The following is a 21514-nucleotide window of genomic DNA, read 5'->3' as shown; positions in this document are numbered from 1 at the left end:
TAGTTATGAGAGGAGCAAAGATGAAACAAATTGTTCAGGCTGGCTCTTCCTTCTTATGGAAGGAACCCAAAGAAAACAAAGTACTAGCAAAAATCAAAGCATTTCCTTTAGAAGCGCTGCACACTTTTTTGACTGATGAAGATACGATGCGGCTTTATCAGGAAAGCTTAGTGGACTCCGAAGTATTATATGGGACGATAGTAGAAGTCATCACCCAAACGGATGGTTGGTCCCATGTGATCGTCTTGGATCAAAAAAGCAATAAACACCCACTCGGGTATCCCGGTTATCTGCCGAACGAGGTATTGAAGCCATTGCCACCAGATTATGCACCAGCTAAAAGAAGGATTGGGGTGATTGCAAAAGAAGCCGTGCTTGTTTTTGACTCGACCACACGACTTGTTTCTTTTGGAACAGTTTTACCACTTGTTGGGGAAACCGCAGATTCCTATCAAGTGGCTACGCCTAATGGATCAGCAACGATCGCTAAAGCTTTTGCTCACGTCCTATCGGACACATGGGCAAAGCTCCCAGAAAAAATAATAGCATTGGCAGAACAATTTATAAACCAGCCCTATGTCTGGGCAGGCATTAGCGGCAGTGGCTTTGATTGTTCTGGATTCATGTATTCGCTGCATCGACTTCATGGTATTTTAATCCCCCGAGATACGATCGAGCAAGCACAACAAGCAAACATCGTACCTTACAGTCAGGCACAACCAGGGGATCTGCTGTTGTTTGCTTATGAAGAAGGAAAAGGCGAAGTCCATCATGTCGGTCTATATTTGGGGGATGACGAAATGATTCATTCAAGAACACCTGGGTCACGGGTCATGAAAACCAAAATCACTGGCTCTAATTATGAACCAGAACTCGCAGTTGTGGCGCGTTATTGGCAAAACCAGCCGAATGCATCACAGGAATGCTCATGAACATTCTTTTCATGATCGTAAGGAAAGGGGCATTTGATGGGAAAAGATGACTTGCGTGTAGCAATTAAGCCTATTCTAGAAAACTATCAGACAACCTTGGAAATGGGTTTATGGATCGGTACGCCAACGGAATGTCTCATTGACTATCAGAGTCAAAAGTCGTTTTCGGCAGCGAGTATCAGTAAGCTTGTTTTGTATGCCTATTATCTTGAACAGATTATCGAAGAAAAAATCGATCCGCAACAGCTGATCGGTGTGAACGCCGTTGATCTGACAGGGGGTGCTGGGGTGATCCGTCTTTTTCCTCAGAAGAAAGGTTGGACCATCAGTGAACTTCTCACGGCGATGATCGCCGTATCTGATAATACTGCGACCAATGTACTATTGGACTTAGTAGGGTTGCCCACGCTTCAGGCCTGGATTCAGGAGCCAGAGATTCAATTTGAACGGTATATGATGCGACCGATCAAAGACAAAGAGAACCGCTTGACCCCCTCGGCGGCTGCTAAACTACTACTAAGGTGTGTTAAACGAGAAGAAGCTGCACTAGGGTTTTCACCCTTAAATCAGCAGCAATTTCAAGAAGGATTAGCGGGAAATTTTGCGGAAACTGCGCAGCCCGCTTGCCGCATTTTTAATAAGACAGGCCGTCTTGACCGCATCGAACACGATGTAGCGTATTTACAAGCCAATGAAACGACGATCATCATTGCGGCATTTTCCTATGATAAAACCGGTAGTGGTCAAGGGATCAGTTGGCTAAGAGAAATTGGTCAAACAGTCTATCAGCAATATTTTTAAGTAAAATGCGCTGCGTATCGCTCCTCACTTAGAGGCACTTGATCCGCAGCGTATTAATTATTTACAACAATAAAATCCCCCATATCATAGCGGTGCCTTGATTGGGAAAATTCAAAAGGCGTCCCATCGCCGAGGTAAACCGTTTGCTCAACTTCTAAAATGGGATCGGTGGCGGCACAAGCTAAGTATTGCTGGTCATAGGTGTCTGCACGATCCGCTTTGATACGACGGACAGATGTTCCAATCGAAGAGTGGAGTTGGTTCGTGATGTAGCTATAGACGGAAGAGGATAAGACTTCTTCGGTAATGCCAGGAATGACATGAAGCGGCATGATGGTATACTCTAAAACAACGGGTACATCGTCAAATAGACGCAGACGAACGATATCATAAATTTGCTGGTCACTGCGAATTTTTAGTTTTTCTTGTTCTTTCTCATCGGGAAAAAGAATGGCAAAAGAAATGATCTTGCTGGTGATTTTTCCTGTCTCTCCAAGGCGCTTCGTCAGCCCGCGATTGATCTTGGCGTTGTAATCGAAGGTTGAATAGGAATCACTGATAAACGTACCCGTGCCTTTTTTACCGTAAATAATGCCTTCCATTTGTAAAATATTCAATGCTTTTTGAATCGTCACGCGGCTCGTTTGATAATCCGCAGCCAGTTCGGATTGCTTCGGCAATTTTTTCTCTTCTTCGTAAAACCCGTGATTGATTTTGCTCCGTAAATCGGCAGCGATGTCATGGTAGTTCGCCATTTGCTTCACCTCAAAATAATAATAAGTGATAAAACGAAGTATGTAAACTTGGAGCTTTACATACCCTGTTTTGAAGGATTTTCCTGCGTTTACATTCTTCAGGAAATGAATTACATTTGTAATGTAATCGTTTTCTAACAATTGAAGAATAGGGGTATAGGAGGGAGTTTTATGCAAGGATTTATGGATCGACTCGCTGACGTTTTAGGAAAGTTTGCCAATAGGATCAATAATTTACGCTACATCATGGTCATTAAAAATGCCTTTGCTGCTTTGATTCCAGTAATCATTACAGGGGCGTTTGGTACATTGTTTTCAGCAATGGTTTTTGATGCTGAAAATGGATTGGCACAAATCGAGGCACTGCGCTTTTTAGAAAGTTTAAAACCGATCTCATCTGCGGTCAGTTATGTGACGTTGAGTTTCTTAACGATCTATGCAGTGTTTCTGATTGGGATTGAGCTAGCAAAATTAAATAAGATTTCTGGGGTCTTTCCAGGAATCATCGCAGTAATGTCTTATCTTTCTGTTAATCCAATGATCTTTGAATTTTTGCACGAAGATGCGACGGTGGTTGCCGAAAACGTGCTGGCTAAGCAATATACTGACACGAAAGGCCTATTTTTAGGCATGTTCGTTGCGATCGTTTCCATCGAGCTTTATGCGTGGTTAGGAAGACAAAAACGGCTGCAGATCACGATGCCTGATAGTGTTCCTGGGAATGTTTCGGCAAGTTTTTCGGCATTGTTTCCAACGATTTTCACCGTGACCATCATCGCCACCGCTGGTTTTGCTATCAAAGCACTCACAGGGATGTATGCTTACGATATCATCTACAATGTCGTCCAACGACCACTGGAAGGGATCGTCCAAGGATTGCCAGGTATCTTGTTGTTGATGTTTATCGCACAAGTTTTTTGGGTCATCGGGATTCATGGGAACCAGATGGTCAAACCCATTCGCGAACCATTGTTGCTGGCAGCGATCGCTGTCAATACGGAAGCTTTTGAAGCTGGAAAAGAAGTACCCAATATTATTACGATGCCGTTTTGGGATATGTATATGAGTATGGGCGGCTCTGGGGTTACGATTGGGTTGCTGATTGCGATTTTGATCGTCGGCAAGCGGGAGGACATGCGCCAAATCACTAAATTGTCATTAGCACCTGGGATTTTCAATATCAATGAGCCAGTGATCTTCGGAATGCCAATTATGCTGAATCCCATTTTGGCGATTCCCTTTATCCTGACACCGTTAGTAACAGGAACGATTGGGTACGTGGCGACAAGTCTAGGCTTTGCCGCTAAAGCCGTGGTAATGGTCCCATGGCCGATGCCACCGATCGTCAATGCTTATCTAGCTACTGCTGGGGATATCGGGGCTGTGATCACGCAAGTTATCTGTATTGTCGTGGCAATTTTGATCTATCTACCTTTTGTTTTGGTAATGAATCGTACGACCAATGAAGTTGCATAAAGGAGTTTTAAAAAAATGGTAAAAATACCTGAAACATTTATTTTAGGGGCTGCTTCGTCTGCTTGGCAGACAGAAGGCTGGCAAGGAAAGAAAGAAGGGCAAGATTCGTATCTCGACCGCTGGTACAAAGAAGAACGCTTTGTCTGGCATAATGGCTACGGGCCGTCTGTTGCGACGAATTTTATGGAAAAGTTTTCAGAGGATGTTCAACTGATGCAGGAGGTTCATTTGACCCATTACCGAACATCGATCAACTGGGCGCGCTTCTTTACCGACCATGAACAGCTGATCGTTGATGAAGATTATGCTGCTCATATCGATCAGCTTATCGACCAATTGCTTGCTGCTGGGGTCGAACCGATGCTTTGTTTGGAACATTATGAACTGCCAGCTAGTTTGATGGATGCCTATGATGGCTGGAGCTCGCGGAAAGTGGTCGATCTATATACCCGTTATGCCGAAATCGCCTTCGAGCGTTACGGTGATCGAGTCAAACAGTGGTTTACCTTCAATGAGCCGATCGTTATTCAGACTCGTTGCTATCTCGATGCGATCCGCTGGCCCCATGAGCAAAACACAAAAAAATGGATGCTTTGGAACTATCACAAAGTATTGGCGTCCGCCCAAGCGGTGGCTGTCTATCATGAAAAGGGCTACGAGGGGCGCATCGGTTGTGTGCTAAATCCAGAAATGGTTTACGCACGCTCTTCCTCACCAGAGGATCAAAACGCGCAAAAAATGTACGATCTTTTTTTCAACCGAATCTTTTTTGATCCAATGGTTAAGGGGCATTATCCAGATGAACTTATCACGCTTTGCCAAACCTATGACATCTACTTTGATCCGACAGAAGAAGATTTGGAAACGATCCGCACCCATACGGTGGATTTCTTAGGTGTCAATCAGTACTACCCGAAACGCGTGCGGGCACCACGATATCAATGGCATTCGGATACACCATTTCATCCAGAAATGTTTTATGAGACCTTTGATTTGCCAGGAAAACAAATGAATAACTCCCGTGGCTGGGAAATCTATCCGAAGGTCATGTACGATATGGCTAATTATCTTAAAGAAAATTATGGCAATATTCCATGGCTGATCACTGAAAATGGTATGGGGCGGGAAAATGAAGAACAGTATATGGATGCCACAGGTCAAGTCCAAGATGATTATCGGATTCAGTTTATTACCGAACATCTTTACTGGCTGCTAAAAGCCGTCGAGGAAGGCGCCAACTGCGAAGGCTATATGCTTTGGGCATTTACCGATTGTGTTTCACCTATGAATGCGTTCAAAAATCGCTATGGTCTCGTACGAATCGAGCTAAATGAAGAACGGACTCGGTCATTAAAAAAATCAGCCGCTTGGTATCGTTCCCTGATTGATGAACGGTGGCTTCCATTTGAAGAAAAACCATTGATTCTGTAATAAAAACCCACGATGATTTCCTCATCCTAAAGGAAATCAGCGTGGGTTTTCAGTTAAAAGGGTTGTTTATGAGGAGCAAGTTTCTCCCAGTCAAAGGTGACGCCAATCCCTGATTCTTCTGGGGCAATCGCACAGCCATCGGATGGATCGATCACTAACGGTCTCGTGGTGTATTGATCGATTGGGAAACTGTGCATTTCGAGATACCCAGCATTAGGCATCGCTGCTAGTAGACTAACGTGCAATTCTTGCATGCCATGTGTAGAAACAGATAAGTTACTTGTTTGTGTTAAGGCAGCAATTTTCAACCAGCCGGTAATCCCACCGCAATTGGAAGCGTCGGGTTGCGGAAAATCGACATTGCCATATTTGATCATATGAGCAAATTCGATAGGGGTGCGCAAGTTTTCTCCGCCTGCCACCGCAATTTGCCCTTCTTTAGCGATACGAGCGTAGCCTTCGTAATCTTCGGGGATCGTTGGTTCTTCAAGGAACAAAATGTCATAAGGCGCCATCAGTTTGGCGGCTTTGATCGCTTTTTCAACAGACCAGCTCATGTTGGCATCCACCATAAAGACAACATCGGGACCAATCAATTCTCTGACCGCTTTTATTCGAGCAATATCTTCGGCAAGTGTTTTTTGTCCCAATTTGATTTTGACCGCTTTTAATCCCATGTCTAAATATTTTTGATTATTGGCTAAGAGTTTTTCAAGAGGAAAGTTTAGATCAATCGCACCACCATAGCATTTTACTTTGTTGCTTGCGCCGCCTAAAAGTTTGTAGAGGGGTTCTTGTGCTTTTTTCGCACGTAAGTCCCACAAGGCGATATCACAAGCCGCAATGGCAAAACTTGCTAAACCGCCTCTGGCAACATAGTGGATTCCCCAGTTCATCTGATCCCACAAGGCTTCCACACATGCTGGATCTTTCGCTAAAAGGATCGCTTTTAGTTCTTTATCGATCAGTTTGGCGATCGATTCGCCACCGAAGCCACCAGTATACGTATAGCCGACCCCTTCACGTCCATCATCAGTAACGATCTTGACGATAGGCACTTCAAAGTGGGTGTGTAAGCCATGCTTCGCATCTTCCATGATTTCTGGAAGAGGTATCCGATAATACGCTGTTTGTACATCTGTAATTTTTGCCATTAAAAATCCTCCTCAAATTAATGTTCACGTGTGCATTTTAATGTTAACGTTTGCATAACCATGGTAGCATGGGAAGGCGAGATTGACAAGGCTGAATTTCCTCAAATTCAAAACTTTAAAAGAAGGAGGATCACTAACGAAGGGATCGCATCTCTTCAACTGATGCTTCACGGAACCATTTAGAATATAAACAGATATAGGGAATATTAGCTAGAAATGAAGTGAAACCCCTATAAATTGTCACAAAATAGCATTTTGTTTATTTTTAAAGCATAGTTATTGAATAAAAATCAGTTTTGTATTATGATTATCTTAACAACGAGCAATGAAGAGTACTGGGGCAAATGAAAGCTTGGGGAAGTCTTTTATTTGGGATACCTAGTACTCTTATCTTTGTTAAACGACAAGTGAAATACAAAAGAACGACTGAACTTCTTTGGTTCAGTCGTTCTTTTGTATTTCAAAAAGCGAGCGAGAGTAACTTGTCGTAAGGAAGAAAAAGTTTTTTCTCAATTGACAAAGGAATAATCATTGGCGGTTAAAACAGTACGAGCTTGTTTTACCTGATGCTCCTTGATTAAAATATAATCAGTATTGAAGGTAGAAACAGCAAAAATACTGATTGACTCCTCGGCTAGAAGGGAAGAGATTTTTGCAATAATGCCAATTAAGCTAAAATCCAGCACACCAATTATTTTCATCGCTTTCCATCCATCTTCTCTGTTTAGTGTTTCAGCTGGAACGTTTGCCGTTGGTAACACCAAAGAAAGTTCTTCTGACGTATGGGCAAAAAATAGAGGAACGATCTTCAGTATCGAAGGATCAATACGCTCTACTTGGATGACAGAAAAAGAGGGTGCCAATAAGGTTAGTTTCATCTAATCACGTCCTTCGTTTGATGCAATCATCATATCAAAGGATAAGAAAAGAAAGAAGGGAAGGCGATTATCATTTGATCACGTATGATTCTAAGCATTGTGTCGTTTCTGCGAGACGTAACAGAAGGGTAGATTCTATACAGAAGAAAATAAGCGGTTAAAACTGATGGGTATACCTCTGTTTCTGGAGAAGAAGAAATATCAATTGGATCCGCAATCTATGCTGAATCAGATTTGAAATCAATCGAGTTAATAGAAGATAAATAGCACTCAATCATAAATCAATGGTTGAGTACTATTATTGTACATAAAATTATGGTGGACAGAGGAATGGAATATAAATCACTAATTGTTTGATTGGAAGAAAAATTGATACTGAGGATCATAAAGAGAAGAAGGAACATGCTAAATTTTACGAAGACCTTACAAGATTCAAGGAGAAGGTAAAGAACGCTCTGTAATATTTTGATAAACTTTAGTCAAGGAGGTGTGATAAATGGATAAATTTTTCAACTTTATTGAAAAAGGACTTTCCGAAGAAATTAATTTTTTTATGTTTTCCATAGATTTGGAACATTATTTAGTCGATCACTACGAGGAAATGTATACCGAAAACAAAGAAGCTACATTGTACCTGAATGATTTACTTCCTGATGAGGCTGAGAAAATGGAACCTGGAATGAATCCAGATAGTTTTTGTGAACGAGTAAAGGAAATTGTAGAGAAATCGAAAACACTTTAATTAGCACTTTTTTTGCTGAGGCAGAGTCAGATCAAGCCAGCAACGAACTATCATAGATTGTTGATGATCAAGCAGATTATGAAACTTACATCAAGCTTTGATGATAAGAAACATCTTCAAAAAATTTCATGCGATGAGGCAGGGAAAATAACTATTGTAGAAGCAAAGAAAGCCGTTGCGGACGCAAAACAGGAGTGAAAAAAAGTGTATCTAAAGATACTAAGGAGTAAAAAGCCTTAAATCAAACATAGAGTAAAAAAATCAGCCCAAGAAAAACTCGCAAAAAAGAGATTCGTATACAATTTGGTGAAAAGGTACGCCATTGAAGAGCATTGATTGCTTAAAAAAAGCATCTGACTTCACTTGAACAATTAATGTAGGATAAGAAATACAATCTAAGAAAAGCGAGGAATAGCACATCGGTTTAAAGCTGATAATTAACCACCATTTGACTACCAAACAAGAAAACTACGAAAAACATTGTGGAACTGAAAATACAAAAAAGTGTTCAAAACCTCTTTAAATCAAGGCTTTGAACACTTAGGAAAAACTACGAAAATCTAATCGATTTTTCTTTATGGAGATGGCGGGAGTCGAACCCGCGTCCAAACATATTGCTACCTAAAAATCTACGCTCATAGTCAACTCATTTGAAGGTTCGCTTTACAGCTTGCCGAGTGACAGGCAGTCTGTATCGCTAGTCTGATGCTCTCTTTTTTATCTTACAGACGGAAAGATAAAACGTATCCCACTTAGAATAGGACCCTTACTCGAGCACATGGGCGATGCCGAGAGGATCTACGCTAACTGTTTTTAGGCAGCTAAAGCGTAAGAGTTTTCGTTTTTAGCAGTTATATTTAACTGTAACGTTTTAACGTAGACGTAACCTACGAAGCGCAATTCAGGCTCAACTATGCCTGTCGAATCCGTAACATCCCCTTGATAAAAGGGGTATCGCTACCATTCATTAGTATACCATAGTTTTGCCTGTATGCAAAGAATCAGATTAAGTCAAAGTGTTTCAGGGCGTGCACGATCCCGCCTTCGGTATTTTTCAGGGTCACGAAGTCTGCCAACTCTTTCAACTCTTGAATTCCATTTCCCATTGCAATTTTGTGGTCGCAGGCTTCTAAAAGAGCGAAGTCGTTGCTGCCGTCACCAAAGCCGAAGGTAGGTACATCTTCTAGACCCAACAATTCTACCAAGGTTTTTACGCCCGTCCCTTTAGAGGTGCCAGATTTTACGACATCGATGGAAAAGGGGGTATTACGATAAAAAGTTAATTCTGGAAAACGCTCATGATAATAAGCATCGTTGCCGACACCTAAAACCAACAACATATTGGTCCGATCTGTTTCATAATGCAGAGGATCGATTTCTGGTAAAGGGCTGCGGACATAGTTGTACGCACCAATCATTTCCTCGGTATGTCCAGTCGCCCAATAGCCTTTCTCATTGTAATAGCACAGTTCATCACCATTGTCTTTGACTGCTTGGAACATCCGTGCGCAAAGTTCAGGTTCAAGGGTATCGGAAAAAACTTCTTTGCCGTCAATACGGATAAAGGCGCCGTTCATGACGATGTTCGAGGTGATCCCAGCTGCTTCACGAATGGCGGTAACTTCAGGTTCGGTTCTTCCTGTTGCAATGATCGGCAGTACTTGGTTTTTTCGCAACATCGCCATCGCTTCAGCGATTTCGGATGTGATTTGCGAGTGTTCATCTAAAAGCGTACCGTCAAGATCAAAAAAAGTTAATGCTTTATAGGTCATGTATCTTACTCCTAAGGTTTATAGTCATAGTCCACTCACAATCTTATCAAAGATTGAAAAAAAGGCAAACCTTTATGAATAATCGGTGAAGTTGTTGGTAGAAGAAAGAAATTCGAGTATACTATAGGAAGAATGGAGTGAAACGATGATTTTTTTAGTAATTGGCATCATTTTTTTCTTGATTGGTCTCACTTTTTTTCTTTTTCCATCAAAAAAAATGAACCTTATTTATGGCTACCGTTCCTATTTAGCAAAACAAAATGAACGCAACTGGCGGCATGCTCAGAAACTATGCGCCCGTTATTTTCTGCTTTTTGGCGGAATCATGGCGGTCATTGGGTTTGTCTTGAAATGGCAAGAATGGACCAATTTTTTCCTAGTTGAAATGATCGCGATCCCTTGGTTCATCGTGCCGATCTTTGGCCTGATCGAAGAGAATCTGCAACGATTTGATAAAGAACATAGAGGTGAAGAAAATGAATATATTAATGATTGAAGACAACGAATCTGTTTCTGAAATGATGCAAATGTTTTTCTTGAATGAAGGATGGGAAGCGGCTTTTAAGTACGACGGCAAAGAAGGACTGGAAGCCTTTGCTGCTGAACCAGACAAATGGGACATGATCACCCTTGACTTGAACCTTCCTTCCATGGATGGCATGATGGTGGCGCGCGAAATTCGCAAAATCTCCAGTACAGTACCTATTATTATGTTGACGGCCCGTGATTCAGAAAGCGATCAAGTCATCGGGTTGGAGATGGGGGCAGATGACTATGTGACGAAACCTTTTAGTCCACTGACCTTGATCGCGCGGATCAAAGCCTTACACCGCCGCAGTGAGTTGGTTGAAAAAACAACGCCTGAAGCTTCCGATGCAACTTTTGATGTTGTGACCGATCATTTCAAAATGAACACAAAAACACGGGAAGCCTATTTAAATGGCAAACCCATCGATGGGTTGACGCCGAAGGAATTTGATTTGCTTTATACGTTAGCGAAAAAACCGCGGCAAGTCTTTTCACGAGAGCAATTGTTAGAACTAGTTTGGGATTACCAATATTTTGGTGACGAACGGACGGTTGATGCGCATATCAAAAAACTAAGACAAAAAATAGAAAAAGTGGGACCTCAGATCATTCAAACCGTCTGGGGTGTGGGGTATAAATTTGACGATGCAGGTGCTGCTTAATGCGCTACTTGTATCAACAGCTGATTGCGTTTTTTGTTGTGATCTTCGTGATTTTGATGACGATTGGTATTGCGTTTACACAAATGACGCGCCAAACATTACAAGAACGAAATTATGAGCAGTTAATGGGGTATGCTTCGTCGGTCGCGACGATTTCGCAAATCAGCGATTCAGAATATTTGCAGCAAAATATGACGCGAGATGGCTATCTGCAATATTCTCTGCATTTGGCTGAAAATATTTTGAGCAACCAAGACATTTCTTTTGCTTTCTTTAAAAGCCCCGATGACATTATTTATCCATTAGATACGACTCGTGCGGTGGATTTTCCAATTTCTGAAAAAGACTGGCAATCCTTAGAAAACGGGGCGCGTCTGCAATTGACATCACCCACGAATCTATATGGGGAAAAAGAACTGACTTCCTATGTTTTGATTCCTTTTTCTGTCAATCGAACGGATTTTTACGGGGTGATGGTGGTTTCACAATCGGCAAGCAGCATCTTGAATCTTGTCAGTGCTTTTAACCAAAACTTGTTTAAAGTATGTTTGATCTCGATCGTCGTTTCCTTATTGATCAGTTACCTATTTGCTACGTTCCAAGTAAGGCGGATCAATCGCATGAAACGAGCAACCAAGGAGATCACCAATGGCAATTTTGATATCTTCTTGCCAGTGCATAATCGGGATGAATTTGATGAGTTAGCCGAAGATTTTAATTTAATGACGAAATCCTTAAAAGAGTCGCAAGAGGAAATTGAACGACAAGAAGAACGTCGTCGGCAATTTATGGCAGACGCTTCTCATGAGATGCGCACGCCTTTGACGACCATCAATGGCTTATTGGAAGGGTTAGAGTACAACGCGATTCCTGAAAATCAAAAGGACAATGCGATCCGCTTGATGAAAAATGAAACCAATCGCTTGATTCGGTTAGTCAACGAAAACCTTGACTACGAGAAAATCCGAACCAATCAAATCTCGATGGTCATCAAAAAATTCGATGCAACGCAAACCATCAAAAATCTGCTGACGCAACTTGAGAGCAAGGCAGAAATCGCCAAAGATGTGTTGATTTTAGAAACAACAGAGCCAATTGACGTCTATGCCGACTACGATCGTTTCGTCCAAATCATGGTCAATATTTTACAAAATGCGATCCAGTTTACGGAAGATGGAGAAATTCGGGTTCGAATCGAAAAAGGCTACTTGGAAACGATCATTGAGATCAGTGATACGGGAATCGGCATGTCTGAAGAACAAGTCAAGAATATTTGGGATCGTTACTACAAAGTCGATCCTTCCCGTAAAAACCGTCAATTTGGTGAATCAGGTTTGGGCCTATCGATTGTTGAACAGCTCGTACGCCTGCACAAAGGAAAGATCAGTGTAGAAAGTGAACTTGGCAAGGGCACGACGTTTAAAATCTCTTTTCCTGATATCGACTTAAATGAAGAATAGCAATCGACCGGCAGCAATTCGCTTAGCCGGTCGATTTTTTTTGCGGTTCAGTGGCAGCAGCCCAAACAAAAAGACCTGCTTTTGCAAGCAAGCCTTCTTGTTTGGGGGCTATGTAAACTATAGATAAGTAGTATAAGGGGTATGGGCAAAGCATTCGTCTTCATGAATCAAATAGATGGCAACAGCAAATTGTTCGGCGATTTCTTGACACAAGGGCAACAGGGTTTGAACCTCTTTCGTTGTTAATGTGCTCAAGACATTTTCGATTAAAAGGGTTTGTCTTTCTGAAAGCAAAGCTAAGAGCAGTTGAATTTTGAGCTCCTCAAAGGGTGTTAACTCTGTTCGATCTTTTTTCAAAGCCGATAAGGGAAGCTGTACATAAGGCAGCACATCCTCTAAATCGCCCCCCTTTTTATTTGCAAGAGATACATTGTCCATGACCGATAAAAAGGGGACGGAGGGCCACTGTGCGCGAATCAAGATTGCTTTTTTTTGTGAAAGCAGCAAACTTAATTCAGATGTTTTTGTTTCATTGTCTTTCGCAACATAAAAGAAACCAATTGATTTCGTTAGCTGAGTTGGTTTTTCCATTGTTTTTTCCTCCAATACAGACTATGTCCGCTAGCAATCAGACCAGTAAAGCTGGTAACCGCGGCAAGCAATACGATAAGTGTGTGGCGCGTACTTTCAAATAAAATAGCCAGCCAAGTGGTGCTGTTCAAGTCAACATTTTGGACCATAATTTGACTGTTTTGCGGGATCGTAATGGCGAATTCTTGACCGGGAAGACTTTGAACAGCCTCCCAAAAGTGATCCGAAGCACGCTCACGATCAAGAGCGATGATATGCCCGCTAAGCAATTCTCGCTGGAAATAAGGCTGGAAGAGCAGCAATAACACAAAGGCGATCACGGCAGCTGCTAAAAGCGGCAAGAGCATTTCAAGCAACTGCATCGCCACCCATTGTCTGGTGGTGGCACCGCTTGCTAACCAGGCAGTGTATTCTGAGCGTTTCGATAATTGGTAATAAACTTGAAAGCCGATAAAGACCAGTGTAAAGGCACTAAAAATCAAATAGAACAGTTGATGATAGATCGTCGTGACTGGTTGGATCTCTTCCGCTACTTTCGTTTGCAAATCTTCTGTTGTTAAGAGATCTCTGGTTTGAGCGATTACTTGATCCATTGAGTAGATCAAAGCGAAGGTCACGATCAAGCCAATCACGGCAAAGAAGGATACAAGCGTATAAAGGACCATGGCTTTTTTATGATAAAATATGCTGGCAATCGCAAAATGTATAGTTTTCATCTAGTTCACCTCATCCTATTTCATAGTATAAAAGGGGAGTTTGAATAAAGTATGAAGTTCTTGTAGTAAAATATCGAAGCTAAAAAAGCAATAGAAAAAATCGGGTTTTTACGAACAAAACAGCCGAAAAAAATCCAGCAAAGCATCCGCCTTGCTGGATCGATCTTGTAGTACTTATAGGTTATTCTCCGCTATCTTGTTCCGTCATCTGCTGGTATTCTTGGAAGGTTTTTGTTTGATACAGATCGACGGTCGATTGATTGCCATTTTGAGAAAAGGCACTAGTTGAATCACTGCCTAGATTCTTTTCAATGTCCATCATTTGCTGAAGGGCGTCTTTGTAGTTATAGGTCGAAGGATCAACTTCTTCTAGACCGCTTTTCGCGTAGAATCGTAAAAGGTCACCATTATTGATCTGATCAGAAACCGAAAGCTGCTTGTCGACTTTGGCTTTCCATTCATCGACTTTGGCTTGCAATTCATCGGATGGATCGTTGATCGGCATGCCGGTACGATTGTCATACAATGTACTGCTGTAGTAGGTGTAGTCTGGTGTCACAAAGTCGCCATCGCGGAAAGCAACCAGTTGTTCGTTTTGATCAGAGAATAAATCTTGTCCTAATTGGATATAGTTTGATGTATCCACACCCAGTAAGTGCAATAGGGTTGGCAAGGCATCGACTTGGCCACCATACGTATGATTGATGCCGCCGTTTGATTGTCCTGGAATATGAATCATATAAGGCACACGTTGTAACGAGGCATTGTCAAAGTTTGTCCATGTAGAACTTGTTTTTCCAAGCAATTCTGCTAAGTTACGGTTACGAGAATTGGAAATTCCGTAATGGTCACCATATAAAACGATGACTGAATTTTCGTATAAGCCACTTTCTTTCAAGTAATTGAAGAACTCTTCCACGGCTTTATCCAAATAATTCGCGGTTGCGAAATAGCCATTGATCGTTTGATCAGAAGTGTTCGCTAGCGGGAAGCCGCCTTCTTCATTGGTAAATTCAGAATATGGGTAGTGGTTAGAAACCGCAATGAATTTTGAATAGAACGGTTGTTGCAGACGTTCTAAGTATTGTACGGATTGTTCAAAGAATGGTTTGTCATGTAGGCCGTATTGGAATGAATTTTCATCATTGACATCATAATAAGATGCGTCGAAGAAATAATCATAGCCAAACCGTTTGTAGGTTTCATTTCGGTTCCAGAAGGTACCGGTATTTCCGTGGAAAACCGCACTGGTATAGCCTTGCGTTTGACCTAAAATATCTGGAGCTGCCTCAAAGGTATTTTTCCCACCCAGTTGAGTGAATAACGCTCCTTGATTCAATCCAAACAGGGAATTTTCGAATAATGTTTCGGCATCACTGGTCTTCCCAGCTTTTACTTGGTGGAAGAAATTATCAAAACTAAAGGTACTATCGCTATGGTATAAACTATTGATAAACGGCATGACTTCATGTTCCACGCCATCTTCATCTTTCAATTTATAATCGATCAAGAATTGCTGAACACTTTCTAAGTGAATATAAATGACATTCTTGCCTTTTGCGATACCGAACAGATCATCATTTGGTTCTGCGTAATGTTCTTTAACATAGCTCTCTACTTCGTTCATGTCGTTGGGACTCGCTTCGGCACGTACTTGCGAAGCTTGATAAGTTTGTACCCCATCATAAACCGTAAAGGCGTTGATCCCAAGGTATTTCACTAAATAGTCACGAGAAAACGTTCGAGTAAGCAGTTCAGGACGATCCGCTTCTGCTAAGAAAAGATTGGCAGAAAAGACCATGACAGCTAAGGTTGAGATCGCAAAAGCCATCCGTGCCCGCACAGGACGAGTGTCCATTTTGATTTTTTTCATTGAAAAGGCTGCAATCAGCACGATAAAGTCAATGAAGTACAACACATCGTAGGGACGGAACAAGCGAATTGCGCTTTCTCCTAAACCACTTGCTACTTTTCCTACACCGAGCATCGTGTTGATGGTGATAAAGTCAGTGAATTCTCGATAGTACGAAACATTAGAGAACAACAGCAGAGTCATCAAGAAATAGATCACAAGCATCGTGATATAAGCTGCTTTGGTTCTTCTTACGTACAATGCGATCGACAGCAACAACAAAGTCGTTGCGATCGGATTGATGAATAAGATGAAGTATTGAATGCTGCTTTCAATACCTAGGTGGAAGTCCACCATATAGGCAAAGATATTTTTTAGCCAAAATAATAGGGCTAATAGGAAAAAAAAGCCCATTCTTGTATTCACAAAGGTGGATACTTTATTTTTTTTCAAAGGAATCGTCCTCTCTTTTTCCAGTATAACCGGTAAATTACGATTTTACATCACAGTACATTTTACTAGGCTGTGAAAGACGTGTCAAATGAATTCCTTGTCATGACGCGGAATTAAGTATTTCTTTACTTTCAAGGATACAGACAATACAGTCGCTTTTTGCTATACTAAAAAGGAGAATGAATGGAGCAGATGAACATGAAAATAAAACTAACGAAGCAAGGATCAGCGAAGCTTCGCAAAAAGAATCCGTTGATCCAACGAGAAGATCTTCAACAAGCAATCGAGACGAAGGAGTGGGTCACCTTTATTGATCAGGCCAACCATTTCTTAGGTGTCGGCTATCTTGGGGAACAAAATAAAGGGATCGGATGGGTCGTATCCTTTGAAGAAACAGTGATCGACCAAGCATTCTTTGCGCAACGCTTTGCGAAAGCAAAAGGCAAGCGTAGTGCTTACTATCAAGATGACCTGACAGATGCCTTTCGTCTGTTTAATGGCGAGGGGGATCAATTGGGGGGACTTACCGTAGATTTGTATGGCGAGTATGTCGTTTTTTCTTGGTACAATGCCACCCTTTATCAACATAAAAAAGCGATCGTGGCGGCTTTTCGTCAAATATTTCCCGAGATCAAAGGGGCTTATGAAAAAATCCGCTTTACGTCTGAACTGCCTGAATCAGCATGGGTCTATGGAAAAACGGCACCTGAACCCTTACTGGTGAAGGAAAATGGCGTCACGTATGCGACGTATTTGAACGAAGGACTAATGACGGGCATCTTTTTGGATCAAAAAGAAGTTCGTGGGCAACTTGTTGATGGCTTGGCAGCTGGCAAGACGGTTTTAAATATGTTCAGTTATACGGGGGCGTTTTCTGTCGCTGCTGCTGTCGGTGGCGCTGCTCAAACAACGAGTGTCGATTTGGCAAAACGCAGTCTAGAAAAGACCCGCGAACAATTTGCAGTCAACGGCATTGATCCAGATACCCAGCGTATCCATGTCATGGATGTTTTTAATTACTTCAATTATGCCAGCAAAAAAGACTTGCGCTTTGATGTGATCGTTTTAGATCCGCCGAGTTTTGCCCGCAACAAGAAAAAGGTCTTCTCGGTTGCGAAAAATTATGGCGACTTAGTCACTGATAGTTTGGCGATTTTAGCGCCGGATGGCTTGTTGATCGCCTCAACGAATGCGGCCAATCTTTCACCGAGGAAGTTTCAAGAAATGATCGAAGCATCCTTAGAGAAAGCACACGTTGCTTATGAATGTATTCAAAGTTATCGTCTACCAGCTGATTTTGCGGTAGATAAGCATTTTTCCGAAGGGAACTATCTGAAAGTATTCTTTTATCAAATGAAAAAGGAGTGAAGTAGATGAGCCGATCAAAACCAGTAACGTTAGACGGGAAAACACCGTTGATTTGTGTGCCATTGATTGGGAAAACCAATGAAGAGATCTTGAAACAAGCCATTGCTGCTGAGGAATCAGAGGCACAGATCGTCGAATGGCGTGTTGATCATTACAAACATGTCGAAGACCAGCAAGCGGTCTTAGATGCGTTATCACATATTCGCACGACATTAAAGCACAAAGAGCTGCTCTTCACTTTTCGAACCTTGGAAGAAGGGGGCGAGCGGCCGTTCACATTGACCCAGTACAAAGAATTGTGTTTAGCTGCTGCTGATTCAGGCTTGATCGATTGGATCGATGTCGAATTAGAGAAAGCTGAATTTTTAGGTCGAGCCTTTATTCAAGAAATCAAAAAGGCACAGGTAAAGCTGATATTGAGCAATCATGATTTTGAGAAAACGCCAGAAGATGCTGTGTTGATTTTAAAGATCGGCGTAATGAATCAATTTGGTGCCGATGTTGGCAAGTTAGCGATGATGCCCAAGCAAGTCCAAGATGTTTTACGTTTGATGGGGATCATTACTAAAGCTCGTGGCTTCAACCAACTGCCGTTGGCGATCATGTCGATGGGGGAGCTGGGGAAAATCAGCCGGGTTAGTGGGGCATTGACTGGTTCGGTCTTTACTTTTGCTTCGTTGCAAGGTGCTTCAGCACCTGGACAAATACCGATCGAACGAATGACCAACTACTTACAAGAATTTTCACTCAATGAGTAAGACCAGCCAAGGCCTTCTCTTAAAAGAAACCAAAACAAAAGAGGGATAAAATGGCGAAGAAGAAACAAAAAACCAATGCGATCCGTCAAGTAGAACAACAGAAAATCGCTTATAACGAATACACCTATGAGTGGTCGGAAGACCATCTCGATGCGCAATCCGTCGCTGCGCAACTAGCACGCCCGCAAGCCATCTACAAAACGCTGGTGGCAGTGGGCAACAAAACAGGTCCGCTGGTGGCTGTGATTCCTGGAAACAGAGAAGTGGATCTGAAAAAGTTAGCCAAAGTCAGTGGAAACAAAAAAGTAGAGATGCTGCATCTGAGAGATTTAGAAGAAACGACTGGCTATATTCGCGGCGGCTGTTCGCCGATCGGGATGAAAAAGCTCTTTCCTACTTATATTGATCGTGGGGCGCAGACACTGGAAGAAATCGTGGTTTCTGCAGGAAAGCGCGGGTTGCAGATGGGGCTTGCCCCACAAGCGTTGCAACAATTGACTAGGGCGGTCTTTGCCGATTTGTTGGCACCTGAACACGAATAAAAAATCCCCGTGAACCATCTTGAAATGCCGTTCACGGGGATTATTTTGTACTATTTTATTCCATTACTTCAATATCGAAAACCTCAATATTTTCTAAACCACCATAAAAGTCAAACCACGGAGTGGCATATTGTTTTAGAATGGCGTTTAATTCTTCAACATTTTCTTTCCCTTGGGTGTCCAGCCATTCCAGTAATGCTTTGGCGCCTTGCTTCCCATAGATTTCCACACTATCGCGCCAAGTTGCTCGTCCACCTAAGATCCCTGAGAATTTAGCACCGTGTTGACCAGCAAAGGTCAATTCATCGCGAAAGACATTCGCTGGGACACCCGCACTCAAATAGATAAATGGTCGCGTCGCAGCATCACTAGCTTCTTTGAAGTAATTGGCGGCTTCTTCTTGCGTATAGACGGCCTCTAAGCCTTCTTTTTGGAAACCTTCAACTAAGTCGAACTGAACCGGTACTTCGACTTTCAAAATATCGATATGGTAGTGATCTTTCGTCAGTTCCTGAATGGTTCGGATGACCTTGCTCGGTTTGATCTTGGCAAAAGCAGGTGATTTGTCATCTGTGATCTCATCGTCGTAAACGATTGGCTCTACAAATAACGGAATATCGGCCGCTTGTGCCTCCGTACCTAAACGTTCTAAAAACGCATGTTTGGTATCTAAAATCTCTTGCGGTTCATCTGGATTATAATAAACCAAGACTTTTGCAGCATCTGCCCCTTTTTTCACTAAGCGCTGCAGCGATTCATTGGGTAGAATTTCTGGCAAACGACCCGGCGTATTGACATCATACCCTGTTTTTTCATAGGAAAGGATCAAGCCAGCATTGGGATTCTTTGCTTCGATCCCTAAGAAGCCATATTCCTCATCTAACAAAATACTGCTGACATATTTGGTCAATTCTTGGGAAACCAACTGCTTGAATTCATAAATGTGTTCCATCGTAAAGTCATCCGGTCCAGTTGCCGCCTTCATCATTTTTTTCATGGAACCACGTTGGTCGATCGCTAGTGCGGCAATCACACCATCCTCATTTGAAAGTTTTTGCATTCGTTCAAATTTACCTCTTGAAATTCGTTTCATTAAAAACCCTCCCTCGATCTTGCTATCTTTAGTCTACGCCTACTTTGAGAAAAACCCAACTAATAAGCAAAAAGAGAGGAGACCCAGGTGTTGGTAGCAACGGCAAGGATATTGCTGCAAACACCTGAGTCATCGATCAATAACTGAAATAACTAGCTGTTTCTGCTGCGTTTTTCCCTGAAACATGTCCAGTACAAAACGCTGCTGTAATGTTGAAACCACCTGTATACCCATTGATATCCAATAATTCACCAGCAAAATACAAGCCGTTGATTTTCTTGCTCTCCATGGTTTTTGGATTGATTTCTTTCAGATGGACCCCGCCACCAGTCACGAAAGACTTTTCTAACGGGAACGTGCGAACGATAGTGACTGAAAAGCCTTTGATCAAGGAAGCGAGCGCCGCCAACTGTTCTGGTGAGGCTTTTTCAGCAACCAGCTCATGCAGGTCTAGCTGCTGCAAAAAGAAGGTCATCAAGCGCTCAGGCAAAAAGCCAGCTAAAGCATTCGGCAATTGTTTCTTCGAAGCTGCAGACTGAATCAATTCCTGGGTCAAGGCTTCATGGGATTTTGCTGGCAGACAATCCAGAACAACCGTCACGGGTTGTTGCTTTTTCAATTCTTGATTTACAAAAGAGGAACAGCGTAAAGCAGCTGGACCAGATAACCCAAAGTGGGTAAACAAAAGATCCATGGTATGGGCGACGATGGGCTTTCCTTTTTGATCCAAGACACTCAACGTGATGTCTTGCAAGGAAATGCCTTGCAACGTCCGCTCTTGAATAAAGGAGTCTTCTGAAACAAGCGGCGATTCGGTTGGATAAAGTGGCGTAATGGTATGGCCGACTTTTTTTGCCATCTTATAGCCGTCCCCCGTTGCGCCCGTGGAAGGATAGGTGCGGCCACCTGTCGTCAAAATCACACTAGGGGCAGAGAACTCATCGGTTTCGGTTCGCACGCCGCGAATTTGAATACCGTCATGGATCAGCTTTGTGACGACCGTGTTCGTCAATAGGGTGACGTGATGATCGTTGATTGCTTGAAGCAACGCTTCGACGATGGTTTTTGATTTGTTCGTCACAGGGAACATCCGTCCGTGATCTTCTTCTTTTAAGACGACACCTAAGTCTGCGAAAAACGCCATTACATCATAATTATTGAATTGAGAAAACGTGCTATACAAAAACTTGCCGTTTCCTGGAATATGAGCAACTAAATCATCTACCGGCCGATTATTGGTTACATTGCAGCGTCCGCCGCCAGTCATCAATAATTTCTTGCCGATTTTTTTGTTTTTTTCGATTAATAACACCCGCGCACCTTGTTTGGCAGCAGTGATCGCAGCCATCATGCCGCTCGTACCTGCACCAACAACAATGACATCATAGGTTTTTTCCATTCTTTTCACCTCTTTGGGATTGTAACACATCGGCTATGAGTGCTGAAAGGATTGGTCGATTTTTTTCGAATAATAAAAAATTCTGACAATTCTAAAAAAAAGCGTGCAATTTCAGAAAATTTCTTTAAAATAGAAAATATCTTAAAGGAGG

20 protein-coding genes and 1 other RNA gene are annotated in these 21514 nt (G+C 42.2%); 11 read left to right on the top strand and 10 right to left on the bottom strand.

Annotated features, from left to right (window positions below; genetic code table 11):
- Positions 1–20: 20 nt before the first annotated feature.
- Together A5878_RS12205 and A5878_RS12200 are read left to right on the top strand one after the other, a co-directional pair.
- A complete protein-coding gene (locus tag A5878_RS12205; protein WP_060792527.1) occupies positions 21–932 on the top strand; it encodes a C40 family peptidase in 912 nt (303 codons plus the stop codon).
- 36 nt (positions 933–968) lie between these two features.
- Positions 969–1733, top strand: coding sequence for a serine hydrolase (locus A5878_RS12200; RefSeq protein ID WP_060792526.1), 765 nt, complete (start codon positions 969–971; stop codon positions 1731–1733).
- 53 nt (positions 1734–1786) lie between these two features.
- On the opposite strand, the gene A5878_RS12195 is transcribed toward A5878_RS12200, so the two are convergent.
- Positions 1787–2488 carry a GntR family transcriptional regulator gene (locus A5878_RS12195; RefSeq protein WP_010749712.1) on the bottom strand — a complete coding sequence of 234 codons (702 nt, stop codon included), beginning with the start codon at positions 2486–2488 and terminating at the stop codon, positions 1787–1789.
- Between the two features lie 171 nt (positions 2489–2659).
- Here A5878_RS12195 and A5878_RS12190 point away from each other — a divergent pair, with 171 nt between their 5' ends.
- Complete coding sequence (locus A5878_RS12190) at positions 2660–3964, top strand: PTS sugar transporter subunit IIC (RefSeq protein ID WP_015510115.1); 1305 nt, start codon at positions 2660–2662, stop codon at positions 3962–3964.
- A gap of 15 nt (positions 3965–3979) precedes the next feature.
- Positions 3980–5395, top strand: coding sequence for a glycoside hydrolase family 1 protein (locus A5878_RS12185; protein ID WP_060792524.1), 1416 nt, complete (start codon positions 3980–3982; stop codon positions 5393–5395).
- A 53-nt stretch (positions 5396–5448) separates the two neighbouring features.
- Here the strand turns inward: A5878_RS12185 and A5878_RS12180 are convergent, their stop codons facing one another.
- Together A5878_RS12180 and A5878_RS12175 are read right to left on the bottom strand one after the other, a co-directional pair.
- A complete protein-coding gene (locus A5878_RS12180) occupies positions 5449–6549 on the bottom strand; it encodes a mandelate racemase/muconate lactonizing enzyme family protein (RefSeq protein ID WP_060792523.1) in 1101 nt (366 codons plus the stop codon).
- Positions 6550–7058: 509 nt separating this feature from the next.
- The gene (locus A5878_RS12175) at positions 7059–7427 is read right to left on the bottom strand and encodes an ACT domain-containing protein (protein WP_060792522.1); all 369 of its coding nucleotides are present in this window, start codon (positions 7425–7427) and stop codon (positions 7059–7061) included.
- Positions 7428–7923: 496 nt separating this feature from the next.
- Between A5878_RS12175 and A5878_RS12170 the strand changes: the two genes are divergently transcribed.
- Entirely contained in the window at positions 7924–8169 is a 246-nt protein-coding gene (locus A5878_RS12170) for a hypothetical protein (RefSeq protein ID WP_010749707.1), read from the top strand.
- Positions 8170–8744: 575 nt separating this feature from the next.
- On the opposite strand, the gene ssrA is transcribed toward A5878_RS12170, so the two are convergent.
- Positions 8745–9108: a transfer-messenger RNA gene (gene ssrA / locus A5878_RS12160) on the bottom strand.
- 62 nt (positions 9109–9170) lie between these two features.
- Positions 9171–9941 (bottom strand): Cof-type HAD-IIB family hydrolase, encoded by a 771-nt coding sequence (locus A5878_RS12155; protein ID WP_005231883.1) that lies wholly within the window; start codon positions 9939–9941, stop codon positions 9171–9173.
- 145 nt (positions 9942–10086) lie between these two features.
- Between A5878_RS12155 and A5878_RS12150 the strand changes: the two genes are divergently transcribed.
- The 3 genes from A5878_RS12150 to A5878_RS12140 are packed head-to-tail and all read left to right on the top strand — an operon-like array spanning position 10087 to position 12591.
- Positions 10087–10437, top strand: coding sequence for an SdpI family protein (locus A5878_RS12150; protein ID WP_015510109.1), 351 nt, complete (start codon positions 10087–10089; stop codon positions 10435–10437).
- Positions 10418–11131, top strand: coding sequence for a response regulator transcription factor (locus tag A5878_RS12145; RefSeq protein WP_010749704.1), 714 nt, complete (start codon positions 10418–10420; stop codon positions 11129–11131). The genes A5878_RS12150 and A5878_RS12145 overlap by 20 nt, the downstream gene beginning before the upstream one ends.
- Positions 11131–12591, top strand: coding sequence for a sensor histidine kinase (locus A5878_RS12140; RefSeq protein WP_005229120.1), 1461 nt, complete (start codon positions 11131–11133; stop codon positions 12589–12591). The genes A5878_RS12145 and A5878_RS12140 overlap by 1 nt, the downstream gene beginning before the upstream one ends.
- A gap of 117 nt (positions 12592–12708) precedes the next feature.
- Here the strand turns inward: A5878_RS12140 and A5878_RS12135 are convergent, their stop codons facing one another.
- The 3 genes from A5878_RS12135 to A5878_RS12125 form a co-directional block, all read right to left on the bottom strand.
- The gene (locus A5878_RS12135) at positions 12709–13182 is read right to left on the bottom strand and encodes a hypothetical protein (RefSeq protein ID WP_060792521.1); all 474 of its coding nucleotides are present in this window, start codon (positions 13180–13182) and stop codon (positions 12709–12711) included.
- A complete protein-coding gene (locus tag A5878_RS12130; protein WP_060792520.1) occupies positions 13161–13898 on the bottom strand; it encodes an FtsX-like permease family protein in 738 nt (245 codons plus the stop codon). Before A5878_RS12130 ends, A5878_RS12135 begins: the two co-directional genes overlap by 22 nt.
- A gap of 181 nt (positions 13899–14079) precedes the next feature.
- Complete coding sequence (locus tag A5878_RS12125; protein ID WP_016613914.1) at positions 14080–16164, bottom strand: LTA synthase family protein; 2085 nt, start codon at positions 16162–16164, stop codon at positions 14080–14082.
- A gap of 237 nt (positions 16165–16401) precedes the next feature.
- Here A5878_RS12125 and A5878_RS12120 point away from each other — a divergent pair, with 237 nt between their 5' ends.
- From A5878_RS12120 to ybaK, 3 genes are read left to right on the top strand one after another with little or no spacing between them, the layout of a single operon-like run.
- On the top strand, positions 16402–17571 hold the full coding sequence (locus tag A5878_RS12120) for a class I SAM-dependent rRNA methyltransferase (RefSeq protein ID WP_060792547.1): 1170 nt from the start codon (positions 16402–16404) through the stop codon (positions 17569–17571).
- Between the two features lie 5 nt (positions 17572–17576).
- A complete protein-coding gene (gene aroD, locus A5878_RS12115) occupies positions 17577–18329 on the top strand; it encodes a type I 3-dehydroquinate dehydratase (protein ID WP_016608677.1) in 753 nt (250 codons plus the stop codon).
- Between the two features lie 50 nt (positions 18330–18379).
- Positions 18380–18871, top strand: a complete 492-nt coding sequence (gene ybaK, locus A5878_RS12110; protein WP_016608676.1) for a Cys-tRNA(Pro) deacylase — start codon at positions 18380–18382, stop codon at positions 18869–18871.
- 55 nt (positions 18872–18926) lie between these two features.
- Here ybaK and A5878_RS12105 read toward each other — a convergent pair whose 3' ends face one another.
- Positions 18927–19964 (bottom strand): tagatose 1,6-diphosphate aldolase, encoded by a 1038-nt coding sequence (locus A5878_RS12105; protein WP_005237193.1) that lies wholly within the window; start codon positions 19962–19964, stop codon positions 18927–18929.
- 136 nt (positions 19965–20100) lie between these two features.
- Complete coding sequence (locus tag A5878_RS12100; protein ID WP_060792518.1) at positions 20101–21363, bottom strand: NAD(P)/FAD-dependent oxidoreductase; 1263 nt, start codon at positions 21361–21363, stop codon at positions 20101–20103.
- Positions 21364–21514 lie beyond the last annotated feature (151 nt).

The organism is Enterococcus sp. 3G6_DIV0642 (assembly GCF_002140635.1).
Lineage (GTDB): Bacteria > Bacillota > Bacilli > Lactobacillales > Enterococcaceae > Enterococcus_D > Enterococcus_D casseliflavus.
Note: the sequence above shows the minus strand (reverse complement) of the source record. Positions and strands in the feature narration are given on the sequence as shown.